General features: G+C 64.7%; 18 protein-coding genes, 1 tRNA gene and 3 pseudogenes. 8 read left to right on the top strand and 14 right to left on the bottom strand.

Annotated elements, in window-relative coordinates; all coding sequences use genetic code 11:
- Window positions 1–153 precede the first annotated feature (153 nt).
- Both AWC06_RS23140 and AWC06_RS19905 read left to right on the top strand, forming a co-directional pair.
- Window positions 154–1,278, top strand: coding sequence for a glycoside hydrolase 5 family protein (locus tag AWC06_RS23140; protein WP_139820145.1), 1,125 nt, complete (start codon window positions 154–156; stop codon window positions 1,276–1,278).
- Window positions 1,278–1,970, top strand: a pseudogene (locus tag AWC06_RS19905) (Type 1 glutamine amidotransferase-like domain-containing protein). The gene AWC06_RS23140 and the pseudogene AWC06_RS19905 overlap by 1 nt, the downstream one beginning before the upstream one ends.
- Before the next feature lie 6 nt (window positions 1,971–1,976).
- Here AWC06_RS19905 and AWC06_RS19900 read toward each other — a convergent pair.
- A complete protein-coding gene (locus tag AWC06_RS19900; protein ID WP_085199703.1) occupies window positions 1,977–2,711 on the bottom strand; it encodes a DivIVA domain-containing protein in 735 nt (244 codons plus the stop codon).
- A gap of 641 nt (window positions 2,712–3,352) precedes the next feature.
- On the opposite strand from AWC06_RS19900, the gene AWC06_RS19890 reads away from it, so the two are divergent.
- Window positions 3,353–7,330, top strand: coding sequence for a Tc toxin subunit A-related protein (locus AWC06_RS19890; RefSeq protein ID WP_085199702.1), 3,978 nt, complete (start codon window positions 3,353–3,355; stop codon window positions 7,328–7,330).
- Between the two features lie 194 nt (window positions 7,331–7,524).
- On the opposite strand, the pseudogene AWC06_RS19885 reads toward AWC06_RS19890, so the two are convergent.
- The 8 genes and pseudogenes from AWC06_RS19885 to AWC06_RS19860 form a co-directional block, all read right to left on the bottom strand.
- Window positions 7,525–7,773 (bottom strand): annotated as a pseudogene (locus AWC06_RS19885) (helix-turn-helix domain-containing protein); the annotation flags it as partial.
- Window positions 7,774–7,865: 92 nt separating this feature from the next.
- Window positions 7,866–8,183 carry a DUF732 domain-containing protein gene (locus AWC06_RS19880; RefSeq protein WP_139820144.1) on the bottom strand — a complete coding sequence of 106 codons (318 nt, stop codon included), beginning with the start codon at window positions 8,181–8,183 and terminating at the stop codon, window positions 7,866–7,868.
- 147 nt (window positions 8,184–8,330) lie between these two features.
- Window positions 8,331–8,567 (bottom strand): annotated as a pseudogene (locus AWC06_RS23745) (IS481 family transposase); the annotation flags it as partial.
- A gap of 154 nt (window positions 8,568–8,721) precedes the next feature.
- Window positions 8,722–8,795: transfer RNA gene (locus AWC06_RS19875), tRNA-Ile, on the bottom strand.
- Between the two features lie 56 nt (window positions 8,796–8,851).
- Complete coding sequence (locus AWC06_RS23345; RefSeq protein ID WP_169715384.1) at window positions 8,852–9,028, bottom strand: hypothetical protein; 177 nt, start codon at window positions 9,026–9,028, stop codon at window positions 8,852–8,854.
- A 92-nt stretch (window positions 9,029–9,120) separates the two neighbouring features.
- Entirely contained in the window at window positions 9,121–9,963 is an 843-nt protein-coding gene (locus tag AWC06_RS19870) for a carboxymuconolactone decarboxylase family protein (protein WP_085199700.1), read from the bottom strand.
- A gap of 4 nt (window positions 9,964–9,967) precedes the next feature.
- Entirely contained in the window at window positions 9,968–11,338 is a 1,371-nt protein-coding gene (locus AWC06_RS19865; protein WP_085199699.1) for a TldD/PmbA family protein, read from the bottom strand.
- Window positions 11,335–12,852, bottom strand: coding sequence for a TldD/PmbA family protein (locus AWC06_RS19860; protein WP_085199698.1), 1,518 nt, complete (start codon window positions 12,850–12,852; stop codon window positions 11,335–11,337). The genes AWC06_RS19865 and AWC06_RS19860 overlap by 4 nt, the downstream gene beginning before the upstream one ends.
- Before the next feature lie 33 nt (window positions 12,853–12,885).
- Here AWC06_RS19860 and AWC06_RS19855 point away from each other — a divergent pair, with 33 nt between their 5' ends.
- The 3 genes from AWC06_RS19855 to AWC06_RS19845 are packed head-to-tail and all read left to right on the top strand — an operon-like array spanning window position 12,886 to window position 15,891.
- Complete coding sequence (locus AWC06_RS19855; RefSeq protein WP_085199697.1) at window positions 12,886–13,767, top strand: carbohydrate ABC transporter permease; 882 nt, start codon at window positions 12,886–12,888, stop codon at window positions 13,765–13,767.
- Window positions 13,754–14,569, top strand: a complete 816-nt coding sequence (locus AWC06_RS19850) for a carbohydrate ABC transporter permease (protein WP_085199696.1) — start codon at window positions 13,754–13,756, stop codon at window positions 14,567–14,569. Before AWC06_RS19855 ends, AWC06_RS19850 begins: the two co-directional genes overlap by 14 nt.
- A complete protein-coding gene (locus AWC06_RS19845; RefSeq protein ID WP_085199695.1) occupies window positions 14,566–15,891 on the top strand; it encodes an ABC transporter substrate-binding protein in 1,326 nt (441 codons plus the stop codon). The genes AWC06_RS19850 and AWC06_RS19845 overlap by 4 nt, the downstream gene beginning before the upstream one ends.
- Window positions 15,892–15,893: 2 nt before the next feature.
- Here the strand turns inward: AWC06_RS19845 and AWC06_RS19840 are convergent, their stop codons facing one another.
- Window positions 15,894–16,736 carry a CbiQ family ECF transporter T component gene (locus tag AWC06_RS19840; RefSeq protein WP_085199694.1) on the bottom strand — a complete coding sequence of 281 codons (843 nt, stop codon included), beginning with the start codon at window positions 16,734–16,736 and terminating at the stop codon, window positions 15,894–15,896.
- Window positions 16,733–18,769, bottom strand: a complete 2,037-nt coding sequence (locus AWC06_RS19835; protein ID WP_085199693.1) for an ATP-binding cassette domain-containing protein — start codon at window positions 18,767–18,769, stop codon at window positions 16,733–16,735. The genes AWC06_RS19840 and AWC06_RS19835 overlap by 4 nt, the downstream gene beginning before the upstream one ends.
- Window positions 18,770–18,895: 126 nt before the next feature.
- Here AWC06_RS19835 and AWC06_RS19830 point away from each other — a divergent pair, with 126 nt between their 5' ends.
- Together AWC06_RS19830 and AWC06_RS19825 are read left to right on the top strand one after the other, a co-directional pair.
- Window positions 18,896–19,384 (top strand): MarR family winged helix-turn-helix transcriptional regulator, encoded by a 489-nt coding sequence (locus AWC06_RS19830; protein ID WP_085199692.1) that lies wholly within the window; start codon window positions 18,896–18,898, stop codon window positions 19,382–19,384.
- 117 nt (window positions 19,385–19,501) lie between these two features.
- Window positions 19,502–22,069 (top strand): ATP-binding cassette domain-containing protein, encoded by a 2,568-nt coding sequence (locus AWC06_RS19825; protein WP_085199691.1) that lies wholly within the window; start codon window positions 19,502–19,504, stop codon window positions 22,067–22,069.
- Here the strand turns inward: AWC06_RS19825 and AWC06_RS19820 are convergent.
- The 3 genes from AWC06_RS19820 to AWC06_RS19810 are packed head-to-tail and all read right to left on the bottom strand — an operon-like array spanning window position 22,055 to window position 25,418.
- Window positions 22,055–23,170, bottom strand: a complete 1,116-nt coding sequence (locus tag AWC06_RS19820; RefSeq protein ID WP_085199690.1) for an esterase-like activity of phytase family protein — start codon at window positions 23,168–23,170, stop codon at window positions 22,055–22,057. The two genes, AWC06_RS19825 and AWC06_RS19820, sit on opposite strands and share 15 nt — an antisense overlap.
- Complete coding sequence (locus AWC06_RS19815) at window positions 23,167–23,913, bottom strand: ParA family protein (RefSeq protein ID WP_085199689.1); 747 nt, start codon at window positions 23,911–23,913, stop codon at window positions 23,167–23,169. The genes AWC06_RS19820 and AWC06_RS19815 overlap by 4 nt, the downstream gene beginning before the upstream one ends.
- The gene (locus AWC06_RS19810; protein WP_085199688.1) at window positions 23,910–25,418 is read right to left on the bottom strand and encodes a CYTH and CHAD domain-containing protein; all 1,509 of its coding nucleotides are present in this window, start codon (window positions 25,416–25,418) and stop codon (window positions 23,910–23,912) included. The genes AWC06_RS19815 and AWC06_RS19810 overlap by 4 nt, the downstream gene beginning before the upstream one ends.
- Window positions 25,419–25,526 lie beyond the last annotated feature (108 nt).

Here is a 25,526-nt window from a genome sequence, read left to right as displayed (position 1 = left end):
CAGGCATAAACGGCATCGGACACCAAAGGGAATCCATGTCAAGTGCCTATGCGTGCATTGTCATGCTTAAGCACGCACTGCTTGCGGCCGAAGCAAGGACCCTCTCCGAAGGTTTCCCGCGTGCAATCTCGCTCGCGGAACTATGGTCACTTCGTGCGGCGTCGAACGGTGTTGAAGCTACCGGTGCTGCTGGCGGCCGGCACTCCGCTGATCCACACGCCCCGCGCCGCAGCAGACCAAAGCCCCTGGTCGCCGGACCGAGCCAACCGCTGGTATCAGGCGCAGGGTTGGCTCGTCGGCGCCAACTACATCACCTCGAACGCCATCAATCAGCTCGAGATGTTTCAGGCTGACACCTTCGACCCCCGGCGCATCGATGTCGAGCTCGGCTGGGCCGAGTCGCACGGACTCAACGCTGTGCGGGTTTTCCTCCACGATCTGCTGTGGGCCCAAGACCATAGGGGCTTCCTAAAACGTCTTGCGCAGTTTGTCGCCATTGCGGCGCGTCACCGCATCAAACCACTCTTTGTCTTCTTCGACTCATGTTGGGATCCGTTCCCGAAACCGGGACGGCAGCGCGCACCGAAGCCCGGCGTCCACAACTCCGGTTGGGTGCAAAGCCCAGGCGCTGAACACCTCGATGACCTCGACTACCGTCGCACTCTGCGCGACTATGTCACGGGTGTGTTGAACCAATTCCGCACGGATGACCGCGTTTTGGGTTGGGACATCTGGAATGAGCCCGACAATCCCGCCCGCGTCTACCGCAAGGTCGAAAGGAAAGACAAGCTCGACCGCGCCGCCGACCTGCTCTCGCTGGCGTTCGGGTGGGCACGTTCGGTTGATCCGAGTCAACCGCTAACAAGTGCCGTGTGGGACGGCGTGTGGGGAGATCCCCTAGGGCGTAGCGAAATCGCTGACATCCAATTGGATAACTCCGACGTGGTCACCTTCCACTGCTACGACAAACCAGCGGGCTTCGAAGCCCGGATCGCCGAGCTGTCGCCGTTGGGGCGGCCGATCCTTTGCACCGAGTACCTGGCCCGGTCCCTGGGCAGTACCGTTGAGGGGATCCTGCCAGTTGCCAAGCGGCACAACGTTGGTGCGATCAATTGGGGGCTGGTCGCCGGCAAGACCCAAACGTACTTTCCATGGGATTCCTGGGATCACCCGTACAAGACAATGCCGAGGCCCTGGTTTGCAGACCTGCTCGAACCCGATGGACGGCCCTACCGCGACAGCGAAATTCAGACCATCAGCAAACTGAGCAGACTCTAGTGGCACTTCAACCGCTCTATCTGCTGGCCGATAGCCAGCTGCTGTTCTGGAAACGGCAGGACCGACTGCTCCTCGAGGTTGCCATCGAGGGATTGGATCGGGACGCACCGCTCAGTGCGGCCTAAATCGGTGCCTCGAATGGGGATCGTCCGGAGTTCTATGACATCTTCGAGGCGGCCATCGACCCAATTGGAGTCGACGACCGTCGCATGATCGATTCGTCATTCGGCCCAGATGACCGCGCCTTTCTGGAACGTACCCAGTTGATCGTCCTCGCGGGCGGCGATGTGCGTCGCGGCTGGAAAACGTTCGAGAAGACCGGCATGAAGCATGTGATCCTGGACCGGTACGCCGAAGGGGCGGTCCTGGTGGGCATTTCGGCCGGCGCGGTCCAGCTCGGACGATATGGAATCGTCGAGACACCGCAATCCCCCGCGCCCGAGCTGCTAGATGTTTTCAAGCTCGTCCCCGTGGTCATCGACACGCACGACGATCCCGCCGAGTGGGCGCGGCTGTCACGCGCGATTCATTCGCTGAAGGGAGCGGCGACCGGGCTGGGAATCCCCGTCGGTGGCGGAGTCATCGCGCATCCGGATATGACCATCGAGCCTTTGCGACGTCCTGTCCACGAATTCCGTTTCGAGGATGAGCGGGTCACGCACTCACTCTTGTACGCCGAAGAGGGCAACTGACACGGGTCAGCCCGTGCCGATTTTCTGGTCCAACGGCACCACGACGCCGGCCTCAGGCCGATTCTTTAGTTCTTGGTATGCCGACTCGAGGGTGGCCGGAACTGCTTCCAGGTCGCGGTAGACGCCCATCAGGCGCTCCAGGATCTCGACCCGTTGTCGGCTCGCCTCGTCCACCGCTCGTCGGGCCTGCTCACGATAGTGATCAGCCTCCTGCTTCGCGTCGGCGAGCAGCTGCTCACGCTCCTGCTGCGCGTCCTGCCACGCCTCCTCGATTGCCGATTGGGTTTCAGCGCGCATCCTGGCCAGTTCGGCGTCGAGCTTCTTCTTGGTTTCCTCGTACTCGGCTTCCAGGGCTTTTCGCTGCGTGGCCATCTCCGCCAACTCCTCTTTGTACTTTCGTTGTGCAGCCTCGGCCTCAGCCTCAGCCGCCGCGATCAGCGCCTCTGATTCCTCCCGCGCCTCGGCCTGCATCGCGGTAACCTCGTCGACCGCGTCCCGCAGCATCTTCGCCATCCGATGCTGCATCGCGTGCGGCGTGGGTGAGGTATCCCTGAGAACCGCGACCTCCTCCCGCAACGCCGCGACTTCATCGCCGGATTCCTTCAGCCGGGCCCTTAAGCTCTCGATATCGTCGAGCAGCAACTGCTGCTTGCTGATCAACACCTCGATGTAGGCATCGACCGCAGCCGGATCGTAGCCCCTGAACATACGAGAGAACGTCTTTGCCGGTTCGGTTATCACTGCAATCCCCCTTCTGGAAACGCCTGGTAGACCCCGTGCGACCGGCCCCAGAGTCATTTCACGGTCATGCATCGGCCGGGCTGCGCGGTCGTCAGCTGCGGCGCCGGGACCACACGGCGCCGAGGATACCGATCGTTTCGGCTGCCTTCAGCGGCCAGCGTTAGCCACCGGCTCCCGCAGCCAGGAGCGTCAAGGATCAGCCGAAGTAACTGTCATGCATCAGCCGAAACACTGTCACACATCAGCCGAGGTCACACACCTTTGATGGTGCGGGCGGGACTCGAACCCGCGACCAACGGATTATGAGTCCCTAGACAGCACGCCGACGACCAGCGGGAACAGTTAGCTGATTCGCCTCATATCGCCTGCAAGACAGGAAATCTGCGCGTTGCAGGTACAGTTCCGGTGCGCCATCGGTACGCCTACAAACCGCCCTCGGTCGCCGGGGTGATGCCGGGGTGGGAAGCGGCCACGGCAGGTCAGCTATCCAACGTTCCCCTGAGACGACACGGTCAGGGAGAAATTCAGCGCCCGTGCGGGCACAAAGTCGAGTACCGCACTACTCATGTCGTCCCCCGCATATTGAGTGAGTATGAATCGGTCACCCACATAACTCCGCAACTTGACGAGGAGAACAGGCCATGACCATCACTGAACCCCTCGCCGTGAAAACAATCGCGCCAGACCAGCTGATCGGTTACCGCGACTACCTGCTAGGCGTGTGGGCAGACATCGGCAAATTTGATCCGCCGGCGTCGCCGACACCGCTCACACCCGAGCAGACGCGCCAACAGCTGACGAACCGTTTCCACCAGGATTTCACTACAACCGATGTCAGCGGGGCGCCGGCGAACGAATTACTTATTCCGATCCTTGAACGAGTCTTGACCGATCCCACTCCTACTGGCTTTGGACTGCCCGCTTCAGCCCTGCCGACCAGACTGCCAGATGAAAGTGCACGCGACTACCTTGATGCGCTGATCGCGACCAGCGGCAAAACGCCGACCGAGCTCGGGCTTCGGTGCCGTGTCGATTTGACTCGCCCTGACGCAGCCATTAGTTCATCGGTGCAGGAGAACATCGCGACGCTGCTGGGATTTTTTCGCGACAGCTTTCAGTCCAAGCCCGATCCGTTCCACACCGCCCCCGACATACGCCACGACACGATAATCCCGTTCTGGCTCCACGGCGTAGCCCCGTTTTTCCTCGAATACGAGGAGTGGGTCCAACATTCCGCAACCTTCTTTCCGGAGAACGCGTTCTCGATGCTGCGCAGCCTGCGCGCAGACCACCTCGCCGCCTACGCGCGCATGAGGCCACCCTCCGATCACTGGTACGCGTGGTTTCAGAAGGCCGCGGCGCTCTTCGACGACATTCAAAAGGCGGTCGAGCAGATTTCTCAGGGCGAGTACCCAAGCGCCCTCAACCTCTTGGATGACACCAAACGCGGAGCGGACGAGTTGATCGAGGAGCGGACGTCCGACAACCTCGTCGTTCCGTACGACGTGACGACGCCGATGAAAGCCCGTAAAGCCTTCGTCGTCACCGACAAACCGTCGCTGCTGAAATTTGAACTCTACCTTAGCTTTGCGGACAGCGATGACAATCCCACTCCCTATCATTTCCCCGGCCATGACGACTACTTCACCGCAGCGATGGTCCTTTACGCCGGCTACTTTTACTATCTATGGCGCTCGGACGTCCAGCTAGCACTCGGTCGTTTCACCGAAGCTGTCAGACCGCTATTGCCGTTCGTCGGTGAGCGTCTCGGATCCGCAGAACTCGACGACCCTTCCGGCTACGTCGTGGACCCCATCAGCATCTTCATATACCAATACCAGACCTTTCCCTACACTTTGTGGCGGCCCGACAAACCGTTGGACCCGAGCAACTTTGAAGGCTGGATCAACCCTCCGGGGATCGCGGCGCTGCTGCACAATGTCGATGTCAATTTTATGCGACTGCGACTGGGCAACGCGCTACTCGAATGGGCCGACACACTGTACCGGGCCGACGACGAATCGAGTGCTCGCGCTCGTGAGCTCTATAAGGCGGTGCTATGGCTTCACCGCGATGACCCGAACATTAGTCCGAGTTGGGACGCGTTGTCTCCGCCGCCTGCCCCGCCGCTCAATTCTGCTGTCGCGAGTCAGATCTCGCGGGCTCGCGCGGGATTCATCAAGATGGAGGCCGGTCTCAACTACTTTGGGTTAACCACCGACATGGTGCCGGTGCAGCGTTACCGCGCTTTGAAGGATCAAGCCGATCGGTATGCAGCATTGGCGGTGGCCGCCGAGCGCGACTTCCTCGTCGCGATGGCAAATCTGGAGCAATTGTCGATCGACAAGATACGCACGTCAAACATATTGGCCAAGGCGCAAGCCCAGCAGAGTATCGCTGGCGAGCAACGGCAAATCGCTGAATACAACGTCGCCGTTGCGAGCCAGCAAGTCGACGCGGTACAGAAACAGATCGACGCCAAGAAGGCCGAAATCGCCAACCACGACAGTTTTTTCGGCCAGTGGAGCGACTTCATCAGCGGTGCGGCCAGCACCGTTACGTCAGTTTTCAAGACCGCCAAAGGCAGCCCCACCGGCGACGTCTCAGGGCAAATCACCTCCGGCATCGCGGCCGAAATGGGCTCTGGTTCCGCCGATTCAGCTGGCCTACTAGGACTCGGGGCCGGTGCGTCGGTGCTTGCCGGCTACGGGCTGTTCCTGTACGTCGGCTACAGCACCCTCTCAAGCATGGCATCCGCTGACATGACCCGCACCAGTGAACTGAAACGGCTCCAAGAAGTCACTATGCCGTTGGCGCAAGGCAATGTCACCGCTCGCGAACGCGAAGTCGTCATCGCACAGTTGCAGGAAACCGTCGCCGGCGCCGACATCGAACTCGCGCGGGGCCTCATATCCTTCAACGAGCAACGACTGCTTAACACCGAGTTTTGGGCATCGGTAGCCGGCATATTGCAGCGGGTTCTGCGCCGCTATCTCGACCTTGGTGCTTGGTCGGCGTGGTTAGCCGAACGCGCACTGGCCTTCGAGCAGAACCGTGAGTTGCACATCGTTCGCATGGACTACCACATCTCCTCCCTTCAAGACGTCACCAGCGGTGATCTCTTGCAAGCAGACCTGGCCGAACTGGAGGCCGCTCGAATATCGGGGGAGCGAGCCCTAGTCCCGTTCACTTGCTCAATCTCAATGGTTGAAGAGTTCCCCTTGGCCTTCGGGGCGTTGAAAGCCCAGGGATCATGCACGTTCTCAACCACCGAGGCCGCATTGCGGAGCTTCTTTCCCGGCACTTATGGGCATCGCATACGCGACGTGCGGGTAGTGGCCCGGACCGCGCCCGCCGGCGCACGGGTACGTGGCACCCTCGCAAACCACGGGATATCGCTGGCCAGTGTGGACGAATCCCTCACCAGCCGAGCGATGCTGCGATTCCCCGACGCGACCGCGGTGTCGGAGACCAACCTCGGCGGACCGCCTGACCCGCGGCTGACGGAGGTCCTTGGACCCTTTGAGGGCACCGGTCTTGACACCACATGGACGCTCGACCTCGACTCCGCTGCAAGCGGCGGCAGCTGGGATGCAGTCACCGATGTAGTCATCGAGATTGAAGGGTTGGCCCGCTACGCGGAGTCATTGCGGGTGACGCACAACACCGCGCGAGCCGCGCAGCCGCCGGCCTATCGATTCATCATGATGTCGGCGAGGGCATTCGCTGGAGATGATCTCGCCGCTCTGAAGAAAACAGGCAGCGGCAGTGTCACGCTCGATTTCCGCGAGTTCCCCTTCCCCATCGGGGAAAAGAACCGCACCGTGTCAAATGTGGCGGTCCTGCTGCCCGGCGCGAAAGGCAAGCCCGTCAACGCGCACCTGCACCTGTCTGCGCCACAACCCGTTGATATCGACTTCCCGATTGGGGACAACATCGCGCTGTCTAATGGTCGTCCGCTTCGGCTGCCGGGCAGCACCACGCCCGCCGCGCCGCTCAATGCCGGCATCGGCGCGCCTGTTGAGCAGTCGTGGTCAATTCAAATCGACGGCTCGCCCGACGCCGACCTGACCAACGTCGTCGATCTGGTGGTCGGTATCGACTACGCGGCTAACCTCCCAAACCTGCCGACCTTGTCGGAGGGTTCCGCGGGAGCCGATGTCCGCTGGGCGCAATACCTGCTGGTGCGCCGCACGATGACATACGACGAGGTTGACGGCAAATTCGGGGCGGTGACAAAACGTGCGGTCCAGAAGTTCCAACGCAATTGCGGACTGCTGGATGACGGCATCGTCGGCCCCCTCACCTGGTTCGCTCTTGACGGCGAACGAGCGCGGCCGCCGAAACTCGAGCGCGGCGCGCAGGGCGAGGTCGTGCGCAAGCTTCAAAGCGCATTGAATCAAGGGAGAGGAAAGTTCGCGCCCAGCGCCAATCCAATTCTGAAGGTCGATGGCATATTCGGCAGCGTCACCGAAAGTGCGGTCAAGGGCGCACAAGACTACAACCACATCACCAAGGACGGCATCGTTTGGCTTCAGACCTGGGCCATCCCAACGCGCGCCGCCGATCAGGTGCTCGCCGAATTGTGCGGAGTGCCCGGCCCTGGCCCCGGCGGTTAGATGGAGTCGAGACGGGTTGCCGGCAAGTCCGTCGATGTGAAAGTGCAGCCCTAACAGTCGACCCAGCAGGAGACGTCATAAATTTCGGTCGCGCTTCGGCGCTAATCATAAAGCTCGTGACATGTTGTGTGGAACTTGAGACGTCGCAGGTAGCGCCGGTAACTACGTTTGTAGTGCGCTTCGGAGCGGAAGGCCGGTTGGAGCTGTAGCAACTCCAACCATACGGCCTCCACACCCGCCGGCATCCTGATGCGAGACACCTCCGCGGCCGATCCGAACAATCGGTTAGCCCTTCAAGGCCCTCTGCCTCATAGCGCGCCAACCACGCATGCAGTGTCCGCCGCGACACGCCGACCTTCTCGCGACCTGCGACACCGACAACCCTCGCTGATCACCGCCAATACGGCCTGATACCTCTGCTCAGCCACGCTCAACTCCCTCACCAGGGAGTGTCGATCATTCAATTGACATCCCAGCGCAGCTGCAGAATCACAGGTTAGGCGTGAGATCATAGTGACGAAGTTCTAATGATCCCTTATCCCGCTGCGTCAGGGCACAGCTCTTGGTGGGCTGCGTCGACAAACGCCTGAGCCTGAGCAGGCGTGGGTTCGGTAGGGAATTCCTTGTCACGGAACCGATCTACCTCGTCCGGTATTGAAACCCCATTCGCCAGATCGGCGCAGATCCCTCGTCCGAAGTTCACCAATACACCTGGATCGCGGACGGTGAAAATGCCATGCTGACTCAGGTTGGCAAGGAAGCTGTTTTCGTCCGCCTTCGCATGCGGAGCCAACGCGATTACATTGGCCGCCACGACGAGACCGATGGCGACCTTCCCCATGAGTTGCGCCACTCCGCCTGCCTTTTTCAATTCGACGCGCCTCCTGCGGCTAGTTCCCGAATGGGATGTTCGACCTCCTCGGTGGGGCTGGTCGGTGGGGCTGTTCAGTGTCGGTTGATGGTTGACGGATCTGTTTCGGTTGAGCCTTGACACTTTGGGTTATGGATCGGCCCCGGCGCGGATGGTGGAGGCCCGCCTTTTTCTTACCGCGCCGGTGCTGGTGCGTGCGGCGGTCTTGACAAGTTCGTTGCCGATCGAAAACGGTAGGACGTCGCCGTCGATGTGGACATCGCAGCGGCCACCGGCACGGTGTCTGCCGACGCTGACTTGCTGCCGGCCACATACGATGCCATTGGCGCAGACTTTGCGGCTGACCCGATCATCACTGGCGCGGTCACGGCCTGATACCGCTGCTCTGCCACGCTCAACTCCCTCATTCCGGGAGTGTCAAGGATCAGCCGAAGTAACTGTCAACAATCAGCCGAAACACTGTCAGGCATCAGCCGAAGACGCAAAGTCAAGCATCACCCGAGGTCATACACGCCTTTAGTGGGGCGGGCGGGACTCGAACCCGCGACCAACGGATTATGAGTCCGCGGCTCTAACCAACTGAGCTACCGCCCCCTGGGGCAACTCTCTACACGACCTTGACATTAGCCTCGGCCGGTTGGCCCATGGACCTACCCCAGTCGTCCCTGCTCGGGGACGCTCGTCGACACCGCCGCATACGCTCGGGCCAGCTGCTCCAGAATCTCCGCGTTCAGGGTGTGCTCATGCTCGTGCTTGTCCAGCACCGCGATGATGGCCCCGAACAGTGACTCGGCGGCGTCATGCTGAGCTTCCTTTGCTGTTGTCATGGCTTCTTCCTGGCTCCAGCCTTCGGTCGAGGGGTCACATCATTGCAACCCGCGCGCCAGCAATCGTCGCACGCAGGACCAGGTTCCGCATTTCAGCCGAACACCGTCTGACCGTCGGCGTCGAGCAGATACCGCTCGGTGCCGTGCTCGACTCGCGGGGCATCGCCGCCCAACGCCACGGCGATCTTGTTGCTGGCGTTGCGCATCACGTCGAAGGTCAGCTCGACCGCCTCGGCGTCGGAGAAGTGCTCGCGCACCCCTGCGGCAACGCCGCGCTCGATATGACTGGGTGACCAGATCAGCGCGTCGACATAGCGCAGCGCCGCCTTCTGCCGGTCGGTCAGCAGGGCCGACGCCTCGAAGTGTTCGATGTCGCCGTAGAGCGTCTCCGACCCGCCGGCGTCCAGTGCCGTCGTCTCGCGCAGCGACTTGCACAACCGGCAGTTGTGCTGCGCCGCTCCGCGAAGCCGCACCAGCTCCGACGTCAGCGCATCCAGCCCGCGCAGCCGCGCCACCGCCGGCAGGAAGCCGTTGAACACCGCCTCGGACGCATCGGTGGTGTGATCCCATGTGATCGGCTCGGACACCCATCCCAGATACTCCTGGCCCACCCCGAGAGCCTCCAACCCGGCACGCACCCGCGGGACGAAGTCGGCGATATACATCTGCACGACGGTGTCAAAAGTGCTGCCTTCCAACGCAGACCACAGCTTTGACCGCTGCTCATCGCCGATCATCGACACGTCGGCGCTGAGCTGCTCGGCGAATTCGGCGGCGATGGCTTCTGCCTCTGATCCCGGCTCGGTCACCGAGACCTCCGCCGGCAGCGGCGTCAGCCCTAGCGTCTCCGCGCAGACGCGCCGCACCAGCGCCGCAACGCGGCCGTCGCCGGGTGATAAGGCGACCAGCCGCGTCAGATCGATTTGACGCACCACGCCATTATTGCGCTGGGCTCACCGACGACATGTGGAAGTCCGGTATCCGCAGCGACGGCATCGCCGCCCGGGTCGCCCAATCGCCCCACTCCCGCGGCAATGTCACCTCGCTGACGCCGGCCTGGCTGGCCCGTCGCAACAGATCCAGCGGGCTCTCGTTGAACCGGAAGTTGTTGACCGCCGCCGTCACCTCCCCGTCCTCGACAAGGTAGACGCCGTCACGGGTCAGTCCGGTCAACAGCAAGACCGTGGGATCGACCTCGCGGATGTACCAGAAGGTGGTCAGCAGCAGCCCACGCTCGGTCTGCGCGATCATCTCGGCGAGATCGGCGCTGCCGCCGGTCATCAGCAGATTCTCGGCGGCGACCGCGACCGGGACATCGAATTCGGCCGCTGTGGCCCGAGGGTAGGCCAGCGCGTTGATCACCCCGTCGCGGATCCAGTCCACCCGCTCGATGTTCATCCCGTTGTCGAAGATCGACACGGTCTCCGAGGAACTGGTGGCAGCGACGAACGGCCCGCACTCAAGCCCGGGCGCCGCAGGATCGGAGTAGAGCGTCAACGGCAGCTCGGTCAGCCGCTCCCCCACCCGAGTTCCGCCGCCGGGCACCGCCAGCGCGGTGCGGCCCTCCTGCGCGCCGCGGCCGGCCATCATCCAGGCCAGATAGATCATCATGTCGGCCACCGCCGGCGGCGGAAGAATGGCCTCGTAACGACCGGCGGGAAGCTCAACGGTGCGCTGCGCCCAGCCCAGCCTGGTGGATAGCTGCTCGAGCAGCAGATCCATTGGTACACGGGTGAAATCGGGCGAACCTATGCCCGCCCACGCGCTCGCGTCGCCACGTTTGGCGTTGAGCTCCACCGAGCCGGTGGGCTGCGTGAATCGGCGCCGCACTCCCGTGGACGTCGCCAAAAACGTCGTCTCCAACGCGTGATGGGCAAAGCCGTACAACTGATCCGAACCCCGGAACCCGTGGCCCAAAACCCCAGCGACGTCCGTGAACACCTCGGCCCCGGTGGCGGGCACCGGATCGTCCCAGTCGGCAGGCACGCCGCTACCACCCAACAGCGGCATGGCATCGCAGGACTCCCGCGCCGAGGCAGCGGCCTCCTGCGACGCCGCGACCAGCCCGGCGATCGTCGACAGGTCAGCCTCCGCGGTACACAGTGAGCCAACCCGCGCGCTATCCCCTTGGCGCACAATCGAAATCACTGCAGTAGTGCGTCTGGTCGACATCCCATTGGTGGTCATCGAGTTGTTCGCCCAGCGCAGGGAAGCCTCTGTGCGGTCGGTGACCAACACGATCGTATCGTCGGCTCGCCCGGATCGCGCTGCATCCAATGCGATCTCAATGGCGAGCTGAGCGCTGATCATCGCCCCCCCTCGGCGCGCGCGTTGAGCACGAGGATGCGACGGAACAACGCCGAGGGGCAGCCGTGGCTGACCGAGGCCACCTGGCCGGGCTGGGCTTTCCCGCAGTTGAACGCGCCGCCCAACCGCCATGTCGACGGCCCGCCGACGGCTTCCATCGAATTCCAGAAATCGGTCGTGTTGGCCTGATAGGCGACGTCGCGCATCTGCCCGTACAGGCGCCCGCCGCGGATGCGATAAAACCGCTGCCCGGTGAATTGGAAGTTGTAGCGCTGCATATCGATTGACCAGGACTTGTCACCGACGATGTAGATGCCGTCGTCGACCCGGTCGATCAAGTCAGCGGTGCTGATGGGCTCGGGGCTCGGCTGCAGCGAGACGTTGGCCATCCGCTGGATGGGCACGTGATGCGGCGAATCGGCGTACGAGCACCCGTTGGAGCGTGGCTGGCCGAGCCGCGGCGCGAAGACCCGGTCGAGCTGATAGCCGACGAAAATCCCGTCGCGAACCAGATCCCAGCTCTGCGCGGCCACTCCCTCATCGTCGTAACCGATGCTGGCCAAGCCGAATTCGGTAGTGCGATCGGCGGTTACGTTCATCACCGGCGAACCGTATCGCAGGGAGCCGAGCTTGTCGGGGGTGGCGAAAGACGTGCCGGCGTAGGCGGCTTCGTAGCCTATGGCACGGTCATATTCTGTTGCGTGCCCGATAGATTCGTGGATCGTCAACCAAAGGTTGGTCGGGTCTATCACCAGATCTTTGGGTCCGGGCGTCACGCTGGGTGCCTTGACCTTCTCCGTCAGCAACGACGGCAGCTCGGCGAGCTCGTCGGTCCAGTTCCACACCTCGTCGCCGGCCACGACCTCCCAGCCACGTGCCATAGGTGGCGCCAGCGTGCGCATCGAGTCGAACCCGCCAGCCGCCACGTCCACGTCGACCGCCTCCAAGACGGGCATCACCCGCACCCGCTGCTGGGTGTTCGTCGAACCGAAGGTGTCGGCGTAGAAGGTCTGCTCCTTGACGGCGCTCAGGCCCGCCGACACGTGATCGATTCCCTCGGCCCCCAACAGCCGAGCCGAGTAATCCTCCAACACGGCGACCTTGTCGGCGGCGGGGACGCTGAACGGGTCGATCTCGTAGCTGGACACCCACGTGGCGTCGGCGTACACCGGCTCGGGCGCCAGCTCGATGCGCTCGGCGTTGAGGCCGGCCAGCGTGCTGGCCACCGAGACGGCTCGCTTCGCGGTGTCCGCCGCGACGGGCGGCGCCAGCTCGGCGTGCGAGGCAAAACCCCAGGTGCCGTCGACGATCACCCGGACCGCCATGCCGAGTTCGCGGCTGAGCACCGCGGTCTCCAGCTCGCCGTCACGCAGCTGGATGTGCTCGGTGGTGATTCGCTGAATGCGCAGGTCGGCGTGGCTGGCCCCGGCCGCCGTGGCCGTCGACAGCGCGGCGTCGGCCAGCTCGCGGCGCGGCAGGTCGAGAAAGTCGGCATCGATCCCCCGGTTCGGTGTCACGGCTCCACCGTAACGAGCGGCTTTAATACACCCATGGCCGCTGGGCTGGGAAAGCCACGCCGATCGATGGCGCTGGGCTACGCGCTGCTCGCTCCGAGCCTGTTCGGCGTGGTCGCCTTCCTACTGCTTCCGATGCTGGTCGTGGTGTGGCTGAGCCTGCATCGTTGGGATCTGTTGGGGCCGATCGAGTATGTCGGCGGCGACAATTGGCGTTTGGTGCTCAGCGATTCGACGTTCGGCAATTCGCTGCTGGTAACACTGATTTTCGTGGCGATCGTGGTGCCGGCGCAGACGGTGATCGGACTAGCGGTCGCGGCGTTGCTGGCGCCCGGGCTGCCCGGCAGCGGGGTGTTCCGAACGATCTACGTGCTGCCGTGGATCTGCGCCCCGCTGGCGATCGCGGTGTTGTGGCGATGGATCCTGGCACCGACCGACGGCGCGGTCAGCACCCTGTTGGGGCATCGCATCGAATGGCTCACCGATCCCGGGCTGGCGCTGCCGGTGGTTTCGGCCGTGGTGGTGTGGACGAATGTCGGCTATGTCGCGCTGTTTTTCCTCGCCGGCATCCTGGCCATCCCCACCGATATCCACTCCGCGGCACGCATCGACGGGGCCGGCGCCTGGCAGCGGTTCTGGCGCATCACCTTGCCGATGCTGCGGCCCACCATGTTCTTCGTACTGGTTACCGGCGTCGTCAGCGCTGCCCAGGTTTTCGACACCGTCTACGCGCTGACCGGCGGCGGACCCGCCGGCCACACCGACCTGGTTGCTCACCGCATCTACGCCGAAGCGTTCGGGGCGGCGGCGATCGGGCGCGCCGCCGTGATGGCGGCCGTGTTGTTCCTGATCCTGGTCGGCGTCACCGTCGTCCAGCATCTGTATTTCCGCCGGCGGATCAGCTATGAGCTGGTTTAGGGCTGCCGCGGTTTACGCCGGGCTGGGCCTCGGCGCGCTGATCACGTTGGCGCCGTTCGCACTTGGCTTGCTGACCTCGTTCACCCCGGCCCATCAGTTCGCGACGGGTACACCGCTGGCGTGGCCGCGGCCGCCGACGCTGGCCAACTACGTTGACCTGGGCGGCGCCGGGTTTGGCCGGGCGCTGCTGGTCACTGCAGTGATGACGGCGGTGATTCTGGTTGGGCAGCTGAGCTTTTCGGTGCTCGCGGCCTACGCCTTCGCTCGGCTGCGCTTTCCGGGCCGCGATGCGCTGTTCTGGGTCTATATCGCGACACTGATGGTGCCGGCCACCGTGACGGTCGTGCCGCTGTATTTGATGATGGCGCAGCTAGGGCTGCGTAACACATTTTGGGCGTTGGTGTTGCCGTTCATGTTCGGCTCGCCGTACGCGATTTTCCTGCTACGTCAGTACTTTCGCACAATTCCCGATGACCTCGTCAACGCCGCGCATCTCGACGGGGCCAACACGCTGGACGTCATCGTGCACGTGGTAGTACCGTCGAGCAGGCCGGTGCTGGTCACACTGATGCTGATCACCGTCGTGTCGCAATGGAACAACTTCATGTGGCCGTTGGTGATAACGAGTGGCAGCAAATGGCGGGTGCTGACCGTGGCTACAGCCGCGCTGCAGTCCCGGTACAACGCTCAGTGGACGCTGGTGATGGCCGCGACGACGGTGGCCATCGTGCCGCTGTTGCTGCTGTTTTTGGCATTTCAGCGCCACATCGTGCGGTCGATTGTCGTGACGGGCTTGAAATGAGTTTGCGGCCCCGGTTTTCCACGCTGGTCGCGGTCGCTGTCGTCCTCGTGGCCGCATTGCTGGCCGCGACGGCGGTGCTGCTGGACGTCTCGGCCAGACCGCATGGCGGCAAAACCGTGGTGACCGTGCGAATCTGGGACGAGCAGGTCGCCCCGACGTATCGCGAATCGTTTGCGGCGTTCACCCGAACGCACCCCGATATCGAGGTCCACGTCAACGTCGTGGCGTACTCCACCTATTTCGACACGCTGCGCACCGATGTGGCCGGCGGTAGCGCCGACGACATCTTCTGGCTCTCCAACGCCTATCTCGCCGGATACGCCGACAGCGGACGGCTCATCAAGGTCGACGACCTCAGATCGGCGTGGGAACCCGCGGTGGTCGACCAGTTCACCCGAGGCGGTGCGCTATGGGCTGTGCCTCAGCTGACTGACGCGGGCATCGCGATGTACTACAACGCCGATCTGCTAGCCGCCGCCGGTGTGGACCCTGCCCGACTGGACAGCATGCGGTGGAGCCCGAATGGCGGCGATACCCTGCGGCCGCTGCTCGCTCGGCTCACCGTCGACGCCGACGGACACACCGCAGCGACACCGGGTTTCGACGCCAGCCGAGTCCGGCAGTGGGGGTACAACGCGGCCAACGACCCGCAGGGCATCTATCTCAACTACATCGGGTCCTCGGGCGGGGTGTTTCAGCACGGTGACCGGTTTGCGTTCGACAATCCCTCGGCGATTGAGGCCTTCCGCTACCTCGTCGGCTTGATCAACGTTGACCACGTCGCGCCCCCGGCCTCGGACACCAACAACAATGGCGATTTCTCCCGCAACCAGTTTCTGGCCGGCCGCATGGCGCTATTTCAATCCGGTACCTACAATTTGGCTGCCATTGCTGAGCAGGCCCACTTCAGATGGGGTGTGGCGATGCTGCCGAGCGGGCCGAAAGACCGAGTCAGTGTCACCAACGGCATTGCCGCAGCTGGTAATTCGGCGTCTCTACACCCCGATGCTGTACGCCAGGTACTGGCCTGGATGGGCAGCGAGCAGGGCAACGTTTACCTCGGCCGGCACGGTACCGCGATCCCCGCGGTGCGCTCGGCGCAGCGTCAGTACCTTCGCTACTGGGCCACTAAAGGTGTAGACGTAAAACCTTTTTTCATCGTGCTGGACGGCCCGCGTATCGCGGCGCCGGGTGGTGCCGGGTTCGCCGCCGGATATCAGGCGCTCAAGCCGTACTTCGATGAGATGTTTCTCGGCCGCGGCGATGTGGCGGCAACACTGCATCAGGCGCAGGAAGCGGCCAACGCCGCCGCACGGCGGTGATGCTATGCGCCCAGTGCGACCTCGATAGCTACCGCAGCCCCGCACAACGCCGAGATGATCGCGAGTGTCAGCCAGTCGGCCAGTTTCGGCCGGGACGGGACCGCCGAGATCTGGCCGGTGCCGCCGCGCGCGGTGATCGCATCACCCATCTCGTCCGCGCGCCGCAGCGTCACCGCGATGGCAGTAGCCAGCAAGTCGATCAGCTCCAAGGCGTGGCGCTTGCGGCGAGCACGACGGGTTCGCGGAACTATTTTGGGCCGCGATCGGCGTGCAGCGTAGAGCACCCTGAACTCGTCGATCAGCATCGGGAAGGCCCGTAGCGCGATCGCGAGGGTGACGGCCCACTCGTCGACCGGGATCCGCAAGAGCCGCAGTGGGCGGCCCAAAGTGGCTACAGCTGGCGCGATTTCAGCGACGTTGGTGGTCCACGAGATCATCGCCCCAAGGCCGAGCAGCACGATCGACAGAGCGGTGATACGCAGGAAGTTCAGCAACCCACCCAAGCCGAGCGAGACCCCACCCACGTCGATCAGCGGGCTGCCGCCGGCCAAGGCCGCGGTAATCCCACCGATGGCGACCAGGATCCACAGCCAGGGCGGTACCGAGGGCAAGGCACCGCGCGGTATGTGGGCGATCCGAGCCCCCGTCAGCACCACTGCCGCCACCAGCCCGATTGGCACCCATCCCGGGTAGAACGTCAGTAGCACCGAGATACCGAAAACCACAATCAGTTTGGTGCCGGCCCACAATTCGTGGACTGCCGAGGTACCGGGCACCGGGCGCAGCAGCACGACCGGGCGTGGTGGGCGCCGGACTGGGCGATCGGTCGCGGGAGCTGTAGTCACGACACTCCTCCCGCGGCCGCCGACACCGGTTCCAGCACACCGTCATTCAAGTGGAGGATGCGCGGACACAAATCCTCCAGACCGACAAAGTCGTGCGAAAGGACCACCACCGTGAGGCCCCGCTCGCGGCGCAGATCCTCCAGCAGCCGGAGCAGACCCCGCTGACTGCCGACGTCCAACCCGGCCAGCGGCTCGTCGAGGATCAACGCCCGCGGCGACCGCGCCAACAAGCCCGCCAGCACGACGCGGCGCATTTGGCCGCCGCTGAGCTGGTCGATACCCCGCCGCGCCAAGGCAGCATCCAGCCCCACCGCGGCCAGTGCGGTCGCTACCCGCTGTTTGTCGTCGGGCGAAAAACCGGCAGCCGACGCCACTTCCAGATCCACCCGTGGGCGCATCAGCTGCAGCCGGGATGCCTGGAACGACAGGGCGACCGACCCGACCTGCTCATAGGTGGGCCGCCCGTCAAGCAGACAACTGCCGGTGGTCGGCACCGTCAGCCCGGCCATGACCCAGGCCAGGGTCGACTTGCCCGACCCGTTGCCGCCGTGGATCAGCAGCCCGTCGCCTTGGTGCACAACGAAGCTGACGTCACGCAGTGCGCTCTTCGCCCAGGGGGTGCCGCTGCCGTATTCGTGCCCGATACCCGCCAGTTCGAGCAATGGCACGTCTTCCCGCTGATCAACGGCCTCTGTCACGACCGGCGCGGCTGATGTCTCGACGACGTCGGTGTTGTCCGGTGAATCGCTGAGATTGATTGCACGGTCGGCGGATTCGGCCTCGTTGTTGTAGTGGGTGATGTGTACCAGTGCTGTTCGGTGGCGTTTGGTCAGGCCGGACATGATGCGCAGCAGCGCGTCGCGGCCTTGCTGGTCGACCATGCTGGTGACCTCGTCGGCGATGAGGAGCGCGGGCTCTCGGGCTAGTGCCGCTGCCATTGCGAGGCGCTGCAGTTCACCGCCCGAAAGACTTCCGGTGTCGCGCTCGGCGAGGCCGTCGAGCCCGACTTCGCTCAGCAGCCGCGCGACATCGATCGTGGTTCCGGGCGGCAGGCCCCACACCACTTCGTCGGCGACCCTCGTTCCCAGCACTTGGCTTTCCGGGTGCTGCATGACTACTGCCGTCCCGCCCAGTTGACCAAGTCCCACTGCTCCGGGCCGCTCGATGGTGCCCGACGTCGGTTCGCGGCCGGCTAATAGCAGCATCAGCGTGGTTTTCCCGGAGCCGTTGGCGCCGGTGATCGCGAGGTGTTCGCCGGCTTGCACCTCCAGGCTGACCGTGCGCAGGGCGTCGCGGTCGCTGCGCGGGTAGCGAAAACGCACCTGCTCCAACCGAACTGGGACCGGGTCGACCGGTGCGCTCTCGACCGGTGCGTCGAGTTTGTGCACATCGGGGATGCCGCGCATCCGCTCCAGCACACGCGACAGCGCCCACCACCCGATCAGTGACACGATCGTGATCGAGCCGATCGCATAGGCGAGGAACAGCCACGGCCAATAGTGCATCGCTACCGCGAAGAACCGCTTGAGCCCGTCGGCGGCTACGTCCAAACCCACCCGCGACAGCATCGCGCCCAGGCCGTTCACGTTGGCGGTGACCGCGGCGAAGATCAGGTGCCGCAATCGCGCCAGCGCGGTCAGTGCCAGCACCCCGGCGCCGCCGAAAGCCGCGCCCGCGACAACGGAAGCGACGATCACCGTCGCCGTGCCGCGGCCTTTGCGCTTGATGACTCCGACCAACCCGCCGACGTAGGCGCTGTGGACAACCGTCATGAACCCGCCGACACCGGCGATCAGAAACGCGATCACGCTCGCGGCGACCGTCGCGGCGATCAGCACCCGGATGCGATACCGGTAGGCCAGCAGGCCCATCGGAACCGTGCCCAGCAGCGCCAAGCCGCCCGCGAACGGCACAACCACCGCGGTGATCGCCGTCGCAGCACACAGCGCTGCCATGACCGAAGACTGCGCGAGCTCGCCGGGTCGCAACGACCGAGCCCGTTGGGGCGTGGTCGCTGGGCGGGTCGCGCTCATTTCACTGATTGTGCCAGCTTTCGCCGAGTGTTCCCGGTTTGCACGCGGCGGCAGGTCACGGAGAGTTTGCCCGCTGAATTTGCCAGACTTTTGGGTCTAATAGTCTAGCTATGCAATTATGGAGGCATGACGTCATCCGCTACCGCTAGTCGAGCCGCGGCCACGGACGTTGGCTCCGGTCTGGGGGCGGATCTGCTTGCCGTGGTCGCCCGGCTCAACCGCTATGCCACCCAGCGTGTGCAGATGCAGTTGCCCGCAGCGCAAGCCCGGCTGCTGGCGACCATCGAGGCCCATGGCGAAGCACGAATCTGTGATCTGGCCGCTGTTGACCACTGCTCGCAACCGACGATGACGACACAGGTGCGACGGCTGGAAGATGCCGGCCTGGTGGCCCGGACCGTCGACCCCGGCGACGCCCGCGCCGTCCGTATCCGGATCACCCCGGAAGGTGTGCGCACGCTTAACCGGGTGCGGGCCGACCGGGCCGCTGCGATCGAGCCGCAATTGGCGCGGCTGGAGCCCGCGGACCGCCGGTTGTTGGCGGATGCCGTCACCGTGCTGCGCCGTCTACTCGAGGATTCCGCACCCACGCCACGGCCGGGCGCTTCTCGATAGCAGCCGCAAACCCCCTTGTGGTGCGGCGAACTCGTCGCCCCCGGTTGCCCGGTGCATGATCACGGGTAGACAAGCGGCGCTCGACCCAAGAAAGATGAGGCGCGGAAGGGGGTAGGTATGCCGACGGAAGCGTTCGCTTCCCCCTTGATTGTCTGGCTCGGGTCGAAGCGGTACGCCTTTCCGCCTGGTCGAGATGTGATCGTCGGCCATGATCGACGGGCAGACATCCGGATCGAGCGCCGCGACGAATTCACCCCGCCCACTGCCGTGGTGCTCCATTACGACGGCAGGCAGTGGGTGGCCATCGACCGCAGCCGCCATGGGATCTACGTCGACGGCGCACGGATGTCAACCGTGTTCATCCATGACGGCCAGGTCATCATGATCGGCCATCCGCAGTACGGAAGCCGGTTGGTCTTTCAGGTCGGCGCCCCGGCGCACCCGCCACCGAGGCCGGGCCCGGGAATGCCGCCCCCGCCGCCACGACCGGTCCCGCCGCGGCGCATCCCCGGGCAGCCGGAACCGACACCGGCGCCGTCACGATTTCCCACTCAACGATTTCAGGCACGTCGGCCGCAGCCAGAACCGCCGCGGCGCACCGCGCCCGAGCTTCCCTCTCAGCTTCAGACGCAGCGAATGCGATGGGCTCAATCCCAGCGGGCCGAAGCGCCGGCCCGGCCGGCCCAGCCGAAACCGCCTCCGTCGCACCCAGAACCGCCGCCAGCCCCGCCGCATGAGCCGCCACACCCGCCGCTCGAGCCGCCGCAGCCACCACCTGGCCCCCCGCAGCCACCGCCCGGCCCACCGCAACCGGCGCCGCAATCTTGGGCGCCGCCAACGCATCCGGCGCCAGAAGCACATCCGGCGCCCGAAGCGCATCCGACGCCGGCCTGGCCCCCGGTTGATCAGCGCAAGCGACCGTCGCTCGTCGCGCGGCTGACCGCTGCTTTGCAAAGCGGCAGGCAAAAACTGGTCCAGCGTCGCGGCAAGCGCCGGCCGGATACGGCGACGGCTGCCGCTCCGTCACCGCGACCGACGGCCAAAACCGGTGCGCTGCAAGCACATCAGCTGCAACTCACCAGCGATGGTCGCCAGGTGCTGGCAGATGTGTCCTTCACCGCCGAGCCGGGGACGCTCACCGCGGTCATCGGCCCTTCGGTGGTGAGCAAAACCGCATTGATCGACGTACTGGGTGGCGCGGTGCGACCCAGCGTCGGCGCAGTCACCTTCGAAGGCCACGACGTGCAGGCCGAGCACATGCGCGCCAGCATCGGCATGGTGCCGCGATACGACCTCATACATCCACAGCTGACCATCGAACAAGCCTTGGGTTACGCGGCCGAATTACGGCTGCCGCCAGGCACTTCGGCCGATCACCGACGTCAGATCGTGCACTGGGCGCTGAACGAACTGAACTTGAACTCGTTGCGCACCATCCAGGTGCGCAACCTGTCCGCCGAACATCGCAAGCGCGCGTCAATCGCCATGGAACTGCTGACCGGTCCGTCGCTGCTGGTCCTTGACGAGCCGTCTGAGGGAATCGCGATGCTGCGGCGGTTCGCCGACGAGGGACGTGTGGTTGTGGTGGCAACCCGCGAATTGACCGACCTCGACATGTGCGATCAAGTGTTGGTGCTCACCGCGACCGGCACTCCCGCTTTCGCCGGACCGCCCGATCAGATCGGTGACGCGCTGGAGACCACCGACTGGCAGGAGATCTTCGCGAAGATCACCGCGGATCCCGATGGCGCACACACCGCGTTCCTGGCCCGCCAACAGGAGGCATCACCCGCCGAAGGGCCGACCGAAGAACCGACGGAAGCGGTCGTCGAGCCCGCTGCCGGCACACCGCAACTGCGCCCGCGGCGGCAAATCGCAATCGCCGCCCGTCGACAGGCCTGGGTCATGCTCGGCGATCAGCGCTACTTCATCTTCCTCACCATCCTGCCGGTGCTATTCGGGGCGCTAGCCCTAGTTGTGCCCGGCCATGCCGGCCTGGGCCCGGCGGATTCTTTCGGCAACAGTCCCGACGAAGCCGTCGAGATCCTTGGCGTGCTCAACATCGCTGCCGTCGTCATGGGCACGGCGCTGGCCATCCGCGACCTCTCCGCTGAAAAGCGCATCTTCCGCCGCGAACAAGCCAACGGGCTGTCGGCGTCTGCTTATCTGGCGGCCAAAGTCATCGTCTACAGCGCCGTCGCGATGGTGCAGACCGCGATCATCACGACGGTCGCCGTCGCAGGCAAGGGCGCGCCGACGCACGGTGCCGCGCTGCTGGGCAGCGCCGCTTTCGAACTGTTTCTGGCGCTTGCCGTCACCGCCATCGTCACCGCGATCGTCACGATGGCGTTGGCATCGCTGGCCGACTACGTCCAGCAGCTGCTGCTGATCGCCGTGCTGATCACGCTGGTCTCGCTGATGTTCGCCGGCGCGCTGTTCCCGGTTGCGGGTCGGTTCGGCCTGGAGCAGATTTCCTGGTTGGTGCCGGCCCGATGGGGCTTCGCGGCCTCGGCGTCGACTGTCGACGTGCCCGCGGTCAATCTGCTGGCAAGCTCCGACAAGTCCTGGACCCATTCAGCGGGCTGGTGGGTGTTGGACATGGCGATCCTGATCGGCTTCGGCGTGGTGGCGACCGCCTTCCTGCGGTGGCGGCTACGGCCTGACCAATCGCTACAACGCGAATAGCAGAAACTGGGTCACCTGGTCGGGTGAAAAGTTGTTGTCGCTGACGAGCACCACCGATCGGCGGCCGTCGGCCAAGGCCGGTCCGAGCGTGATGCCTTCGACGTTGTCCAGTGGTGACAGACCGGGTGTCGCCGACAGGTCGCAGGCCAGCGATTTGGTCATCGCGGTCAGGCGCGTGCCCACCAGCGAGGGGAACGTGAGCACGTTCGTCGCTTCGCCGATCTCGGCGCGGAACACCCGCACCGTCGGGTGGGGGCCGTCGGCGCGTTCGATCACCAGAAATGCGGTATCGGACAGCGCCACCAGGTCGGTTAGCCCGTTGGACGGCGCGGGCGCGGTGGCCGGCTGCAACGGATACGCATACTGCGCCACCGGTTTTCCTCTGCCGACGTCGAACTTGGTGACTCGCGTCAGCGCGCCGTGCACGCGGTCGGGCGGATCACCGTCGTTGTAACCCGGATCTTCCATCGCGGCATACACAAACTTTCCGTCGGGCGTCAGCGCCAACCCCTCCAGCGCCTTGTTTCGGCGCGGCCCGGCGTGCTGTGTCGACATCGCCAGAGCCGGCGGCAGGCTGAACTGGCCCCGATAGCTGCCGTCGAGGCCCGCGATGCGGATCCACGGGTCCAGCAGCACCGGCCCGTCGTTGGTGAGTCGCTCGCCCTCCGAGGACCAATACAGCCGCTGCCGAGCCCCGTCGACGGCAATCCCCTCCGGGTCGGGCGGAATCACCGGTGGCCGCGCGTCGAGCGACAGCGATGGAAATGGCTGCTCGGACGTGTCCAGCAGCGGATGGGTGCCGGTGAACCTGATGTCGCGAACACCCTTGTCCGACAAAGACAATTGCACCGTGTAGAAGCGAGCGGGGTTCTTCTCGGAACGATCGTCGCTGATCACGTAATACTGCTGGCTGTGTGCGTCGTAACTGATCGCGGACAGGCCGCCGATCACCGTGTCGTGGAACCTCGCGGCAAACGGAACACGCTTCTGGCCGAGGTATTGCAAGTACGGAGCACTGGTCGGGTTGCCGACCCGGCAGCATGCGGCTACGCATAGACAGCACACCGCCAGTAGTCGCACCGATGTTCCGCTGCCAGTCAAGCGGTTTCGCTTCCGTTGAGTTCACTCCAAAGCGCCTCGTAGCACTTGGTGGCGACGCTGTTCGGCGCGAACGCCGTTACCGGCGCTCGGTATTCGGCCATCTGCTCGATGATCGACAGCGCCGGAATGGCCGTGCTCAGCATTCCGGGTCTTTCGACTGCGAGGCGCTCGACGAGATCGCGGTGCAACCTTTTGCGCCGGTCCACCATCGAGAAGAACGAACATATCCTCGGCCGCCGACCGTCGAAATCGCCGACAAAGCTGACCAATTGGTCAAACGTACGCACCGACAGCGTCGCCGGGATCATTGGCACCAGCAGGGTATCGACCGCATGCAATACGTTCTCCGAGAGCAACGAAATGCTCGGCGGGCAATCCAGGAATACCACGTCATATTCGGCGTCGAGCCGTTTCAGTAGCTGGCGGATCCGGCGGGTCGGCCGCTTGGCACGGTCCAACTGCAAATCCATCTTGCGGTAGCTGAAATCCGCTGGCAGCAGGTCAAGCCCGTCGAAATCGGTGGCCTTGATCGCATTGTCGAGCGGTCGTATGCCCCGCACCAACGCGCGGCTGCCGCCCTTGACCTTCGGCTTCACCCGGAACAGGTAGGTCGCCGCGCCCTGCGGGTCGAGATCCCACAGCAGCGTGTTGTATCCACCGCGCGCGGCCAGATGAGCAAGGTTGACAGCGGCTGAGGTTTTGCCGACGCCACCCTTGATGTTGTACGTCGCGTAGATCTTCACCGGCGCACCAATGCTTTTATGCGCGCGCGATTCTTCTCCGCCAAAAATGGCCGCAGCCGGCCCACCAATGCCGCCCGCGCACGCAGCTGGTGCGCATCGAGCTGGGCCGCCAGTTCCCCCATCGCCAGCACGGTTTCCGGCGGCGCGGCACGCTCGTCCATCATCGCCGCGGCGAATTCGCGGACCGCCTCGCGCTGCACCTCACCATCCTGGAAGTCGCCGAGGGTGTCTTGCAGCGCCTTGAGTTCTTTGACCAGCAACCGCTGCGGCGCCTCGGCGCACACCGGCTGGAAGACCTCGAGCAGATACCGCAGTTCCTTGCACCGCTTGCGTAGGTCGTGCACCTGTTGGCTCGGTGACTTCGCGGAGATTCGTTCGCCGCGCCGCACGACCCGCCGGAATGCCAGCTCGACCTGCCGACGGGCCAGCGTCGCGATGGCCGGCCCGCCGTCGGCGTCGGCAGTCACCCGCGCCAGCGCGGAGGGCCACTCCTGCATCAGCTGCTCGAAGCGGCGCGACCGCAAGCCGCTCACCAGGCGCCGGCGTTCGACAGCCCGATGGCGGACCAAAAACGACCGGAACGGCTTGAGGTCACGTGGGTCGGCCGACGCCAACCGGGCAGCCATGCCGTCGAGCCCGAGCAGGTAAACGTCCAGGTCGCGCACCGGCGTCGTCAGATCACCGAGCCACTTGAATTCCGGCTCGAACCGGGCGGCCAGATCGCCGGGCAGCACGTCACCGGCGAGCTTGAGGATGGAGCGGGTGCGCCGCACCGCGACCCGCAGATCGTGAAGGAACTCGGTGTCGATCGCGGCGATCGTGCCGGCCACGTTGTCGTCAATCACGGCGGCGAAGCGTTGCAGCATGCTCGCAATCGCCTGCGCTGCAGGCGTTTCCGGTCGCAGCGGCACAGCTGACCCGCTGTTATAGGCGCCCGGAGTGCGGCTCGCATAGGCCAGCGCGTCGTCGTATGGCGTCGTCGTCAGTGCGCTCAGCCCGTCAAGTCCGGCCAGCAGCCGCGCGATCCGATCGCCGGCCGTGGCGTACCCCCGTAGCGGCTGCACCCGCAGCCGAGTGGTGCCGTCATCCGTGCCTTCGGCCAGTAGCCGGGCGACGGTTTTTTCGTCCGCGTTCAGCACCCTGCTCTCCCGCGCAGTGTGGCGCACGGTGACGACCGGCAACAGCGCCCGCGGCCCGATGATCGGGGCGAGCGCCTCGCGCAGCGGGCCGGGCGGCAGATCGTCGGCCTGCGCCGGCCAGTTGCCCGCGGGCAGTGGGCCCGCTATCCGGGTGCCTTCCGGCAGGTGAGCGGTCAGCGGCCCGTCGTCGAGGTACTCGAGGGAGATCCCCGCAGCGTGCAGGCGCCAATCGAAGGTATCGAGCCAGGTGTGTGCGACGGTCCGTTCGGGCCCTGCGTCCAACGCAAACCTGGGACGCAGGGCCGCTGCCACAGCCTCAACCTCAACCGCGCCCTGCTTGCTGAACGCGCGGGAAACCTTGCCCATGCCGTTCCTCCCGGTAGGCGGCGGCGAGCGCCGTACAGATAGTAATGCTCGGCCTGCGGGTTGGGTCGACACTTGCCCGGCAGCGGGGACGGCGCGTTACCGTCGGGT

The organism is Mycobacterium fragae, assembly GCF_002102185.1.
In the GTDB taxonomy this organism is placed as follows: domain Bacteria; phylum Actinomycetota; class Actinomycetes; order Mycobacteriales; family Mycobacteriaceae; genus Mycobacterium; species Mycobacterium fragae.
The sequence above is the reverse complement of the archived record's forward strand: the minus strand, read 5'-3'. Positions and strand labels throughout refer to the sequence as shown.

What these genes read in the sequence shown, in the direction of transcription:
- AWC06_RS19850 (WP_085199696.1), top strand. Translation starts at nt 13,754, where the DNA reads ATGAGCTGGTTTAGGGCTGCCGCGGTTTACGCCGGGCTGGGCCTCGGC.
- AWC06_RS19825 (WP_085199691.1), top strand. Translation starts at nt 19,502, where the DNA reads ATGCCGACGGAAGCGTTCGCTTCCCCCTTGATTGTCTGGCTCGGGTCG.
- AWC06_RS19865 (WP_085199699.1), bottom strand. Translation starts at nt 11,338, where the DNA reads ATGATCAGCGCTCAGCTCGCCATTGAGATCGCATTGGATGCAGCGCGA.
- AWC06_RS23345 (WP_169715384.1), bottom strand. Translation starts at nt 9,028, where the DNA reads ATGACAACAGCAAAGGAAGCTCAGCATGACGCCGCCGAGTCACTGTTC.
- AWC06_RS19835 (WP_085199693.1), bottom strand. Translation starts at nt 18,769, where the DNA reads ATGAGCGCGACCCGCCCAGCGACCACGCCCCAACGGGCTCGGTCGTTG.
- AWC06_RS19810 (WP_085199688.1), bottom strand. Translation starts at nt 25,418, where the DNA reads ATGGGCAAGGTTTCCCGCGCGTTCAGCAAGCAGGGCGCGGTTGAGGTT.
- AWC06_RS19855 (WP_085199697.1), top strand. Translation starts at nt 12,886, where the DNA reads ATGGCCGCTGGGCTGGGAAAGCCACGCCGATCGATGGCGCTGGGCTAC.
- AWC06_RS19890 (WP_085199702.1), top strand. Translation starts at nt 3,353, where the DNA reads ATGACCATCACTGAACCCCTCGCCGTGAAAACAATCGCGCCAGACCAG.
- AWC06_RS19845 (WP_085199695.1), top strand. Translation starts at nt 14,566, where the DNA reads ATGAGTTTGCGGCCCCGGTTTTCCACGCTGGTCGCGGTCGCTGTCGTC.
- AWC06_RS19830 (WP_085199692.1), top strand. Translation starts at nt 18,896, where the DNA reads ATGACGTCATCCGCTACCGCTAGTCGAGCCGCGGCCACGGACGTTGGC.